The 11,294-nt window shown below is 61.5% G+C and carries 9 protein-coding genes and 1 pseudogene; 1 reads left to right on the top strand and 9 read right to left on the bottom strand.

Annotated elements, in window-relative coordinates:
- Positions 1-135 precede the first annotated feature (135 nt).
- From IQK56_RS15060 to IQK56_RS15095, 8 genes are all read right to left on the bottom strand, one after another.
- On the bottom strand, positions 136-846 hold the full coding sequence (locus IQK56_RS15060; protein WP_183140441.1) for a PqiC family protein: 711 nt from the start codon (positions 844-846) through the stop codon (positions 136-138).
- 175 nt (positions 847-1,021) lie between these two features.
- Positions 1,022-3,286, bottom strand: coding sequence for a DNA topoisomerase IV subunit A (gene parC, locus IQK56_RS15065; protein ID WP_112193112.1), 2,265 nt, complete (start codon positions 3,284-3,286; stop codon positions 1,022-1,024).
- Between the two features lie 73 nt (positions 3,287-3,359).
- Positions 3,360-4,355 carry an esterase-like activity of phytase family protein gene (locus IQK56_RS15070; protein ID WP_150674915.1) on the bottom strand — a complete coding sequence of 332 codons (996 nt, stop codon included), beginning with the start codon at positions 4,353-4,355 and terminating at the stop codon, positions 3,360-3,362.
- On the bottom strand, positions 4,355-6,259 hold the full coding sequence (parE, locus tag IQK56_RS15075) for a DNA topoisomerase IV subunit B (RefSeq protein WP_099583693.1): 1,905 nt from the start codon (positions 6,257-6,259) through the stop codon (positions 4,355-4,357). The genes IQK56_RS15070 and parE overlap by 1 nt, the downstream gene beginning before the upstream one ends.
- Positions 6,260-6,313: 54 nt before the next feature.
- Positions 6,314-6,922 carry a YqiA/YcfP family alpha/beta fold hydrolase gene (locus tag IQK56_RS15080; protein ID WP_122305492.1) on the bottom strand — a complete coding sequence of 203 codons (609 nt, stop codon included), beginning with the start codon at positions 6,920-6,922 and terminating at the stop codon, positions 6,314-6,316.
- Positions 6,923-7,032: 110 nt separating this feature from the next.
- The gene (gene cpdA, locus IQK56_RS15085; RefSeq protein ID WP_193862122.1) at positions 7,033-7,845 is read right to left on the bottom strand and encodes a 3',5'-cyclic-AMP phosphodiesterase; all 813 of its coding nucleotides are present in this window, start codon (positions 7,843-7,845) and stop codon (positions 7,033-7,035) included.
- Between the two features lie 98 nt (positions 7,846-7,943).
- Positions 7,944-8,393, bottom strand: a complete 450-nt coding sequence (locus IQK56_RS15090; RefSeq protein WP_003171323.1) for a DUF1249 domain-containing protein — start codon at positions 8,391-8,393, stop codon at positions 7,944-7,946.
- On the bottom strand, positions 8,384-9,001 hold the full coding sequence (locus IQK56_RS15095; RefSeq protein WP_193862121.1) for an NUDIX domain-containing protein: 618 nt from the start codon (positions 8,999-9,001) through the stop codon (positions 8,384-8,386). Before IQK56_RS15095 ends, IQK56_RS15090 begins: the two co-directional genes overlap by 10 nt.
- A gap of 192 nt (positions 9,002-9,193) precedes the next feature.
- Between IQK56_RS15095 and IQK56_RS15100 the strand changes: the two genes are divergently transcribed.
- Positions 9,194-9,931 carry an RsiV family protein gene (locus IQK56_RS15100; protein ID WP_193862120.1) on the top strand — a complete coding sequence of 246 codons (738 nt, stop codon included), beginning with the start codon at positions 9,194-9,196 and terminating at the stop codon, positions 9,929-9,931.
- Here IQK56_RS15100 and cytX read toward each other — a convergent pair.
- Positions 9,900-11,188: pseudogene (cytX, locus tag IQK56_RS15105) on the bottom strand (putative hydroxymethylpyrimidine transporter CytX). The gene IQK56_RS15100 and the pseudogene cytX sit on opposite strands and share 32 nt — an antisense overlap.
- Between the last annotated feature and the right edge of the window lie 106 nt (positions 11,189-11,294).

The following is an 11,294-nucleotide window of genomic DNA, read 5'->3' on the forward strand; positions in this document are numbered from 1 at the left end:
GAGCGGGCTTGCCCCCGATAGCGGTGGTTCAGTTAATGATGTGCTAACTGATACTCAGCCATCGGGGGCAAGCCCCCTCCCACAAACAAAAAGGCCCGCTGAATCAGCGGGCCTTTTTTGTGGAGCGGTTTCAGGTCAGAACCTGAATACTTCCATATCCGTACGAATCGGCGTAGCCATCGGCATCTTCGGCTTCTGCGGTTCTGCTGGCTTGGCCTGCACCGCCGGGGCTTGCTTGCGCGGCGCCTCGGCAATCGGCGGCTGGTTGGCCAATGGCTTGAGGGCCACCGACAACTGCTGCGCGAGGTTCTGCAACAACACGCCCTGGGCCTGGACCTGGGACGCGGTGGTGCCGGCGTGCTGCTCCTGCAAATGCACGATGCGGTTGTCGCGCACCTGACCACGACGGTCGATCAAGCGCCACTGCGCATCGAGGATCGCCGGTTGCGAAGCCCCCGAATCCAGTCGCGTAATGGTCAGCAAAACCTGCACATCCGGCGAAAAACCGGCAGGCGCAGGTGACAGGACCACACGTTGGCTGTCCAGTTGTCCGGCTACCTGGCGCAACATCAACTGGTTGATGTCGGACGACAAACTGCCCGCCCAACGACCATCGGTGGAACCTTGCAGGCTGCCGTCGTTCTGACGTTGCAGCAGGGTTTCGCGTTGCAGGTAGTCGGCGACGACCACCGGGCCCAGCAGGACCGCCATACCAGCACTTTGTGCAGGTTGCGCCGGACTTCCGCTGTCCAACTGGTACAGCGACACCGGCTGGTGTGTGCTGCAACCCGCCAACCCCAAAAGGCCAGCGAGCATCAAAAATAGAGGAAGGCGTGGAGCAGTCATCATCCCATCCAGGTGGCTGCCACAAGGCGAACCACAATGTAATACTAAAAATAACCTAAACACGCTCGGCCACGCCGCGCTGGAAAGGCCATATCATCCGTGAATATGCGCCGTGACTCCAGCGCCAAAGCGTCGATCTACGCTTTAAATCGTAGATCGAGGGCTCTAGTACGCCTTAAACGGGCGTTTCCACAAGCAATGCATCTACCCGCTGGAAACCACGCGGCAGTTTATTACCACGCCGACCACGCTCGCCCTTGTAGTGCTCAAGGTCATCGGGACGCAGCGACAACGTGCGTTTACCGGCCTGAAGCACCAAAGTGGCGCCTTCCGGGATCACCGCGATGTCGGTCACGTACTCTTCGCGACTGGCCACCCGCTCCCCTGGAATACCAATAATCTTGTTGCCCTTGCCTTTGCCCAACTGCGGCAGATCGCTGATCTTGAACACCAGCAAGCGCCCTTCGGTAGTCACCGATGCCAGCCAATTGCTCTCGCGGTCATCCACCGGTCGCGGCAGGATCACCTTGGCGTTGTTCGGCAGGCTCAACAGCGCCTTGCCCGCCTTGTTCTTGGCCTGCAGGTCTTCACCCTTGACCACAAACCCGTAACCGGCGTCGGAAGCGATGACATACAGCGAGTCATCATCCGGCAGCAGCACGCATTCAAAATTCGCCCCTGGCGGCGGCGTCAGACGCCCGGTCAACGGTTCGCCCTGCCCCCGTGCGGATGGCAAGGTGTGCGCCGGCACCGAATAGCTGCGCCCCGTGGAGTCGATAAACACCGCAAACTGGTTGGAACGCCCGGCTGCGGCGGTTTTAAAGCCATCACCCGCTTTGTACGACAGGCCAGTGGCGTCAATATCATGCCCTTTGGCTGAACGAACCCAACCCTTTTCCGACAGAACGACGGTAATTTTCTCGTTAGGCAGTAGTTCGGTTTCTGTCAGCGCCTTGGCTTCAGCGCGCTGCACGATTGGCGAACGACGGTCATCGCCATAGGTTTCGGCGTCTTTGATCAGCTCGCTGCGCACCAGCTTTTTCAGCTTGGCTTCGCTGCCCAGCAGGGCTTGCAGCTTGGCTTGCTCCTTGAGCAACGCGTCCTGTTCGTCACGTAGCTTCATCTCTTCCAGTCGCGCCAATTGACGCAAGCGGGTGTCGAGGATGTAGTCAGCCTGGATCTCGCTCAGCTCGAAGCGCGCAATCAACTCGGCTTTCGGGTGCTCGGCGGTACGGATGATGTGGATCACTTCATCCAGGTTGAGATAGGCGATCAGCAAGCCATCCAACAGGTGCAGGCGGCGTTCGACCTTGTCCAAGCGGAATTGCAGGCGGCGACGAACGGTCTGTACCCGGAACTCCAGCCACTCCACCAGCAGGTTGCGCAGGTTTTTCAGCTGTGGCTTGCCATCCAGGCCAATGATGTTGACGTTGACCCGGTAGCTGGACTCCAGATCGGTGCTGGCAAACAGGTGCTGCATCAGCACTTCGTGATCGACCCGGCTGTTGGTCGGAATGATCACGATGCGGCATGGGTTTTCGTGGTCGGACTCATCACGCAGGTCGGCGACCTGAGGCAGTTTCGACGGTTTGGCCTGCATCAGCGCGGCGATCTGCTCCAGCACTTTGGCGCCGGACACCTGGTGCGGCAACGCGGTGACGATAATGTCGCCGTCTTCGATGTGGTACACGGCGCGCATGCGCACCGAGCCCTTGCCGGTTTCGTACATCTTCAGCAGGTCGGCACGCGGCGTGATGATTTCCGCTTCGGTCGGGTAATCCGGGCCCTGGATATGCTCGCAGAGCTGCTCGACCGTGGCTTTTGGCTCATCCAGCAAACGCACGCAGGCGGTGGCGACTTCGCGCAGGTTGTGCGGCGGTACGTCGGTGGCCATGCCGACCGCAATACCGGTGGTGCCATTGAGCAGGATATTCGGCAAACGTGCGGGCAACACCAGAGGCTCGTCCAGAGTGCCGTCGAAGTTCGGGCCCCAATCCGCAGTGCCCTGGCCAAGTTCGCTGAGCAGCACTTCCGAGTAACGCGACAAACGCGCTTCGGTGTAACGCATGGCGGCGAAGGACTTGGGATCATCCGGCGCACCCCAGTTGCCCTGGCCATCCACCAGCGTGTAGCGGTAGCTGAACGGCTGGGCCATCAGCACCATGGCTTCATAGCAGGCCGAGTCGCCGTGGGGGTGGAACTTACCCAGCACGTCACCGACGGTACGCGCCGACTTCTTGTGCTTGGAATCGGCATCCAGGCCCAGCTCGCTCATGGCGTAGATGATGCGTCGCTGCACAGGCTTGAGGCCGTCGCCGATATGCGGCAAGGCACGGTCCATGATCACGTACATGGAGTAGTTGAGGTAGGCATTTTCGGTGAAGTCAGCCAGCGACCGGCGCTCTACGCCGTCTAAGCTGTCTGCGAGGATGTCACTCATGCGGGCCTCATCATTGTTTGGTAAGGCGCAGCGGAAATGCCGCTGCGCCGGGTCAATTCAAGTGTTTGATCATTCACGGCTGGGCACTCCAACCGCCGACCGGGGCGGCAAAACGATAGACCACCGGGCGTTTTTCACCATCGGCGCGGGGGCCGAAGTTGTTATCGATACCCAGCCACGCGCCCTCAGCGTCCACCACCAAGGCTTCAGCCAGGCCATAGGGCTGGGCGTAACGCCGCTCGGGCGTCAAGGTTTCGTCGGCAAACGACCAGCACAGCTCAACCTTGGCCGTGACCGCATCGCGGCGGCAAATCTGGAACGCGTTGCGCTCCAGGGTGAACAGCTTGCCGTTGAACAGGGAAAGATCAGCGAAATCCTTGGACACAGCCTTGGCGTCGGTGAACTTGGCCGGCTGTACTTCCTGGCCGGCCTCACTCAACAACACGCACGCGCCGTCACAATCCCACAGGCTTTGCGGGCGCTTGATGGAAATCAAGCCGCGCCGCTCACGCTCCGCCGCCAACCAGATCTGATTGCCTTGCGGGTTCACCGCCAAGCCTTCGAACAAGGCATTGAAGTGCAGCAGCATGCCACTGGCGCGGGCTTCTCGCACCATGCCTGGGGCAATCTTCAGCCATTCAGGCGCGCCCATGACCGGCACCTGCAGCACCGCCGCATGGGCTTCACTGACGATGTAGCGATTACCGGCAGCATCGCAGCTGATCCCTTCAAAATCCAGGTCGCCGCCGCGAATGAACGACGCAGCCTTGGTCCGCGAACGCAGCCCCCACGGCAGCCCGGACTCCGGCACGGGCGGCACGTCGATTTTCACCGTTTCGGCCTGCCAGGTCGGCGCGCTGATATCCAGGCGATAGATCTGGTCGTCGTCACGGTCGGAAACCGTCCACAACTCCTTGCCGCACATAGCCAGGCCCGACAGGTTGCCGCCGCGCATGCCATCCACCGGGTGCTCGGACACGAGCTTGAGCTCTGCCACGGGCGCAGCCACCACCGGGGTGGTCGCCAGCCCGCTCAACATCAGGATCGCCAGGGCGACGCCTGTGCGCATCAGCCCAGCACCTCGGCCAGGTTGCCTTTGGATTCCAGCCACGCCTTACGATCCGGCGCACGTTTCTTCGCCAGCAGCATGTCCATCATTTCCGAAGTGCCGGCGTAGTCTTCCAGGGTCAACTGCACCAGGCGCCGGGTGTTCGGATCCATGGTGGTTTCACGCAATTGCGGCGGATTCATTTCACCCAGGCCTTTGAATCGCGTGACCTGTGGCTTGCCGCGCTTCTTCTCGGCCACCAGGCGGTCGAGGATGCCATCGCGCTCGGCCTCGTCCAGGGCATAGAAAATCTCCTTGCCCAGGTCAATGCGATACAGCGGCGGCATGGCGACATAAACGTGACCGGCGTCCACCAGCGGGCGGAAGTGCTGCACGAACAGCGCACAGAGCAATGTGGCGATGTGCAGGCCGTCGGAGTCGGCGTCGGCGAGGATGCAGATCTTGCCGTAACGCAGTTGGGCGATGTCCGCCGAACCTGGGTCGACCCCAATGGCCACGGCGATGTTGTGCACTTCCTGGCTGGCCAGGACTTCACTGCCGTCGACTTCCCAGGTGTTGAGGATCTTGCCGCGCAACGGCAGGATGGCCTGGAATTCCTTGTCCCGCGCTTGTTTGGCGGAACCGCCGGCGGAGTCACCTTCCACCAGGAACAGCTCGGAACGCATCGGGTCCTGCCCGGCGCAGTCAGCCAGTTTGCCGGGCAGTGCCGGGCCCTGGGTGATGCGCTTGCGCTCGACCTTCTTGCTGGCCTTGAGGCGACGACCGGCGTTGTTGATCGCCAGTTCGGCCAGGGCCAGGCCCAGCTCAGGATGCTCGTTGAGCCACAGGCTGAAGGCGTCCTTGACCACACCGGAGACAAACGCCGCCGCCTCACGGGACGACAGACGCTCTTTGGTCTGGCCGGAGAACTGTGGCTCCTGCATCTTCATCGACAGCACGAACGCGATGCGCTCCCACACGTCTTCCGGCGCCAGCTTCACACCACGCGGCAGCAGGCTGCGGTATTCGCAGAATTCGCGCATGGCATCCAGCAGCCCCTGGCGCAAACCATTGACGTGGGTGCCGCCCTGGGCGGTGGGGATCAGGTTGACGTAGCTTTCCTGCACGCTGTCGCCGCCCTCGGGCAACCACAGCAGCGCCCAGTCGACCGCTTCTTTATTACCGGCCAGGCTGCCGCAGAACGGCTCGTTGGGCAGGCGTTCGAAGTCGCTGACGGAATCTTCCAGGTAGGAGCGCAGGCCATCCTCGAAGTGCCATTCGACCTTCTCGCCGGTGCCTTTGTCTTCAAAGGTCACCAGCAGGCCCGGGCACAACACAGCCTTGGCCTTGAGCACGTGCTTGAGGCGGCTGATGGAGAATTTCGGTGAATCGAAGTATTTCGGGTCCGGCGCGAAGTACACGCTGGTGCCGGTATTGCGCTTGCCCACGGTGCCGATCACTTCCAGGTCGGTGGCTTTGTAGCCATCGGCGAAGGTCATCTGGTACTCGTTGCCATCGCGCTTGACCTTGACCCGCACCAGCGTCGACAGGGCGTTGACCACGGAAATACCCACACCGTGCAAGCCACCGGAGAACTGGTAGTTCTTGTTGGAGAACTTGCCGCCGGCGTGCAGCTTGGTGAGGATCAGCTCGACGCCCGACACGCCCTCTTCCGGGTGAATGTCCACCGGCATGCCGCGACCATCGTCGGACACTTCGAGGGAGTGGTCAGCGTGGAGAATGACGTGCACCGACTTGGCGTGCCCGGCCAAGGCTTCGTCGACGCTGTTGTCGATGACTTCCTGGGCAAGGTGGTTCGGCCGACTGGTGTCGGTGTACATGCCGGGGCGTTTGCGCACCGGGTCGAGGCCCGAGAGGACTTCGATGGCGTCGGCGTTATAAGAGCTAGCGCTGGGAGTGGCCATGGGGTCTCGTCGTGAGTCGTTCGATTAAAAAGTAACCTGCGGTTTCCAAGGCAATTACAGTGCCGAAAAATCGAAGGATTGATACTGATCTGCGCCAATGCCGGCAAAGCTCAACAGTGCCGGCAATTGCTGGGCGAACCCTTGGTAACCGTGGTCGCCACCGGCCTGGATGCGCAAGGCACAGGCCCGGTAATACTGCTGGGCAAGGCGATAATCCAGGGTTTCATCCCCGGTCTGCAACCACACCTGATAACGCGCCGCGTCCTGGGGCGCCGGCACTTCCAGCTCGGCCAGCGCCGTGACATGGTCGTGGGTCAATTCCCAGGTTTCATCGGTGTAGAGGTTCTTCTGGGTGCCCAGGTAACCGTCGAACATCCGATGGGGGCTCACCGCCGGGTTGACCAGCAGCGCCTTGAGGCCATGGCGCTCGGCAAGATGGGTTGCATAGTAGCCGCCGAGTGAGCTGCCGACCAGCAGTGGCCGCCCCAGTTGGGCAATGGCCTCCTCCAACTGAGGAATGGCCTGACGGGGATGGTGATGCAGGGCCGGCACACGCAGTTGGTCGGCCAGGCCGAGGCTGTCCATCACGGTGATGAGCTGGCTGGCCTTGTTGGACGCCGGCGCACTGTTGAAACCGTGGATATACAGGATCGAAGCAGACATACCGGGCTCTCCGTGCTTGCGCCAAAAGGGCGCAGTTTACAGGGATCGAAGCCCTGTGTGAGTCCCCTATCGCCCAGCCCCCTCCCACATTAGCTCAGTGTTTACAGGAGTTAGTAGCCGTTGCTGCCGTAATCGATGGTGAAGTCGAACCCTTCGACACGCTCCACGCCCGTCTCCAGCCGCCCGTCGGCATGCAAGCGCAGCCAACGATAGCCCGGCGCCTGTTCACTGACCTTGAAGTCCTCGCTGCCCGCCGCGAACTGAATGCAGGTGGACGGCGATGCCAGCAGGCGCACGCCGTTGCGCTCGAGGTCGATTTCCTGGTGCACATGGCCCCAGAGCACGGCCTTGACCTGGGGAAAGCGGTCCAGCACGGCAAACAACGCGTCGGGATTGCGCAGGCCGATAGGCTCCATCCACGCGCAGCCAAAAGGCACCGGGTGATGGTGAAAGCACACCAGATGATGACGACCGGGGGCTTCACTCAAGGCTTGGGCGAGCAATTGCAGCTGCGAATCCTGAAGGTAGCCTGGCACCGAGCCCGGCACGGCGGAGTCCAGCAGGGTGATGCGCCAGTTGCCCACATCCACCACCGGTTCAAGCAAGTCGCTGTGCGCAGCGGCCTGCGCCATGATCTGCGGCTCGTCGTGGTTACCGGGAATCCAGCGCGCAGGGGCGCCGATGGGTGCGGTCATGTCGCGAAATTGCTGATAGGACTCCAGCGTGCCGTCCTGGGACAAGTCCCCGGTGGCCACGATCAGGTCGATTTGCGGCTGCTGCTGGCGCACCAACTCAATCACGCGCTGCAGGCTGTCACGGGTATTCATGCCCAGCAGCGTGCCGTCGGCCTCGGCAAACAGATGGCTGTCAGACAACTGCACCAGCAGCGCAGTGTCGGGGTTCACGGTGGATACGCTCGGCAAGGCGCTCTCCCAAGGCAATCACAGGAATGGACAATTGGGGCGATTATGCTGGGGCAGAACGCAAAGAGGAAACCCAGGGAAGCAGACGCAGTTCACATCTACCGCACGACCTCAAACTCATGACCCAAGGCTAGGCAATGGCTCAACCACTCACCGAGGAACACATTGAGCTGCGCTTTCTCATCGGGCTGGTGCATGAACACATTGGGGTAAGGATAGATGCTGCGAAAGCGTCGTGCATGTTCGGCGCTGATCACTTCCGCCATACGGGCGTCGTGGTAGACCTGCACTTCCAGTTGCGGCACCGGCAGCCAAGGCAGGCTGTGCTCCTGGCGCACGCGCAGGGTGGTGGTGTACGGGCAGTTGACGATGACTTCCAGGGCCAGCACGCCGAGCATCTGGTCGCCGTGGGTAACGCCGATACGCCGCGCCTCGGGGGCGTGGCGCATGTCGGGCAACAGGCGCATCAGCCGCGCATAGTTGGCTTCGCAGGCAGCTTGCAGCCCGATCAGGTCGACTCGATAACGTTCCCGTGCCTTTACTGCCATAACCCCCTCACTTCCGCGCGATTAAGCGCAAGCCATTGCAGGGCGATAATGCTGGCTGCGTTGGAAATCTTACCGTCGCGTACCGCTTGCAGGGCATCTTCGAAGGCCCAGACGGTGACGCGGATATCTTCTGCCTCTTCTTCCAATCCATGGACGCCACCGGCACCGGCGCTGTCGCAACGGCCCAGGTACAAATGCACAAACTCGGTACTGCCACCGGGCGACGGGAAATACTTGGTGATCGGCCACAGCGCGGAGAACGTCAGCCCAGCTTCCTCCTCGGCTTCGCGGTGTGCAACCTCCTCCGGTTCTTCATCCTTGTCGATCAGCCCCGCGACCATTTCCACCAGCCAAGGGTTGTTGCTGCGGCCCATGGCGCCTACACGGAACTGCTCGATCAATACCACTTCATCGCGCTGCGGGTCGTACGGCAGGACACACACCGCGTCGTGACGGACGAAGACTTCGCGGTTGATCACCCGACTCATGCCGCCATCGAACTTTTCGTGGCGCAGTTGCACGCGATCAAGCTGGTAGAAGCCTTTGTAGGCATTGTCGCGCTGAACAATTTCGATGGTGCTCGGCGTCGATTTTGCTGTGTCCGTCATATCCTTTCCTCGTTATGCCTGAGCAATTCGCGCCATCCTAACGCGCTCCCGCCCTAGGATGCAGCCCCTTTCCGGTTGCCGGGATAGACGGCGACGGTCAAACTCACTCTAATCAGCTTAGTGGCGAACTGACTGCCTTGCTGGTAGTCGAAGCTGCACAATTTCGCTCTTATCGATAGACGAAGGACATCCATGTCGCTTTTAAAAATCGCCTCCGTGGCCTGCATCGCCTTGACCCTCGGCGCCTGCCAAAGCCTGTTCCAACCCAGCTGGCGCACCCCGCTGGAAGCCACCCGCGACACCACCGAACAAACCCGGCCGGGCTGCGCCAGCGCCGATTGCGCGTTGGTGAATATCGACACCGTGCACTTTGCCAAAGAACCCAAGCTCGACGCCTTGATAGAACAGCGCCTGCTGGAAATGACCGGCGCGAACCCGCTGCCGACCAGCCTTGAGAGCTATCGCGAGCAATTCCTGAAAACCGCGGCGCCCAGCAACAGCATGTATTTGCAGGCCAAGGTACGGGAGCAGCATGACGGCTTGGTGATCATCGAACTGTCCAGCTACCTGGACCAGGGCGCCACCCACGGCGAGCCGGGCCGTGCGTTCATCAACTATTCGCGCCAGCAGCAAAAAGCGCTGTCGCTCACCGATATGCTGCTGCCGGGCAAGGAAGACGCCTTCTGGAAAGCCGCCCAGGTGGCGCACAACAGCTGGTTGATCAGCACCCGCCTGAGCCTGGAACCGGAGTTCGTGAAAACCTACCCCTTCCAGAAAACCCCGAACATGGCGCTGACCTATGGCGGCGTGGTCCTCAAGTACCCCACCACCACCATTGCGCCGTATGCCTTGGGCCATGTCGAGTTGCAGATTCCCTACTCGCGCCTGGAAGGCATCCTCAAACCTGAGCTGGTGCCCGCACGCCGCTGAAGGCACGAGCCAGGATGAACTGCAGCAGCCCTGCCAGCACCAGCGCAGGCAGGGTTGCGCCGACATCCGGGTACAGATTCGCCAACAGGTGGTAAGTGGCGATGCCACCCAGCCAGGCCAGCAACGCCGACCAACGCAGGCTGGCGACCACACCCTGGCCACGACGGCGCAGGATGAAATGATCCACCAGCACCACGCCGAACAACGGCGCGAACACCGAGCCGATCAACAGCAAGAAGTTCTGGTACTGGGCCAACGGTGCAAAACAGGCGATCAAGGTGCAGATCACCCCGATAGCCAATGCCAGGTGCTCAACTTTCAAGCGCAACAGAATCCCGCTGGAGACCGCCGCCGAGTGAATATCGGCAAAGGCGTTTTCCGACTCATCCAACAGGATCAGCAGCAGCGGAATCCCCAGGCCGGCACCCGCCAACGCCAGGAGCAGCGCGTTCACTTCGCCGCTTGGCGCGAACGCCAGGGTATAGGCCACGCCCAGGCTCATCAGCCAGAAATTACCGATAAAGAAACCCAGCGCGGTGCCGCCGAAGACACTTTTGGCGCGCTTGCCGAAACGGGAGTAGTCGGCAATCAGCGGCAGCCACGACAGCGGCATGGCGATGGCAATGTCAAAGCCCACCGCGAATGGCAGCGAACCGTCACCGGCCTGAGCCCATAACGCGACCAGGTCGCCTTGGCAAACAGGTTCCAGGTCAGCCACACGCAGGCGGCGAGCAGCAGCCAGATGCCCCATTTGCGCAGGATCTGGCGCACAAAGGTCAATGGACCGCTGACTGCCAGCAAGGTCGCCAAGCCGCCAAAAAACAGCGTCCACAACACAGGACTGGCCAACAGGCTGCCCTCGCTGAATGCCCGCGTGCCCAGCAGGCTGGCGGCATCACGCATCACGATGATTTCGAACGAGCCCCAGCCGATCAGTTGCAGCAGGTTCAGCAACGCCGGCAGGCTTGCGCCCTTGGCGCCGAGGCTGAGCTTGAGCGCGGCCATGGCGGACAGGCCGGTATCGCTGCCGATCACGCCGACGGCGGCCAGCAAGAGCACGCCGACCAGGGTGCCGAGAAAGATTGCCAGCAACGAGCCGGACAAACCCAGCCCCGGCGCGAGCAACGCGCCGGTTTGCAGGACCATCAGGCCGATGCCCAGGGAGAACCAGAGGGAGAACAGGTCGCGGGCGCCGAAGACTCTTTTGTCAGCGGGCACCTTGATGTCGGGGGAATAGGTGCTGGGTTGAATGTTCAAGGGTGGTATCTCTGAGGGGCATTTTGTTGTTTGGGAGATAGCTATCGGGGGCCCCCTCCCACATTTTGAATTGCGAACACATTCAAGTGTGGGAGGGGCTTGTCGA

Origin of the sequence: Pseudomonas cyclaminis (genome assembly GCF_015163715.1) — a bacterium.
Classification (GTDB): Bacteria; Pseudomonadota; Gammaproteobacteria; order Pseudomonadales; family Pseudomonadaceae; genus Aquipseudomonas; species Aquipseudomonas cyclaminis.

What these genes read in the sequence shown, in the direction of transcription:
- IQK56_RS15070 (WP_150674915.1), bottom strand. Translation starts at nt 4,355, where the DNA reads ATGCGCACAGGCGTCGCCCTGGCGATCCTGATGTTGAGCGGGCTGGCG.
- IQK56_RS15080 (WP_122305492.1), bottom strand. Translation starts at nt 6,922, where the DNA reads ATGTCTGCTTCGATCCTGTATATCCACGGTTTCAACAGTGCGCCGGCG.
- IQK56_RS15100 (WP_193862120.1), top strand. Translation starts at nt 9,194, where the DNA reads ATGTCGCTTTTAAAAATCGCCTCCGTGGCCTGCATCGCCTTGACCCTC.
- parE (WP_099583693.1), bottom strand. Translation starts at nt 6,259, where the DNA reads ATGGCCACTCCCAGCGCTAGCTCTTATAACGCCGACGCCATCGAAGTC.
- parC (WP_112193112.1), bottom strand. Translation starts at nt 3,286, where the DNA reads ATGAGTGACATCCTCGCAGACAGCTTAGACGGCGTAGAGCGCCGGTCG.
- IQK56_RS15060 (WP_183140441.1), bottom strand. Translation starts at nt 846, where the DNA reads ATGACTGCTCCACGCCTTCCTCTATTTTTGATGCTCGCTGGCCTTTTG.
- IQK56_RS15090 (WP_003171323.1), bottom strand. Translation starts at nt 8,393, where the DNA reads ATGGCAGTAAAGGCACGGGAACGTTATCGAGTCGACCTGATCGGGCTG.
- IQK56_RS15095 (WP_193862121.1), bottom strand. Translation starts at nt 9,001, where the DNA reads ATGACGGACACAGCAAAATCGACGCCGAGCACCATCGAAATTGTTCAG.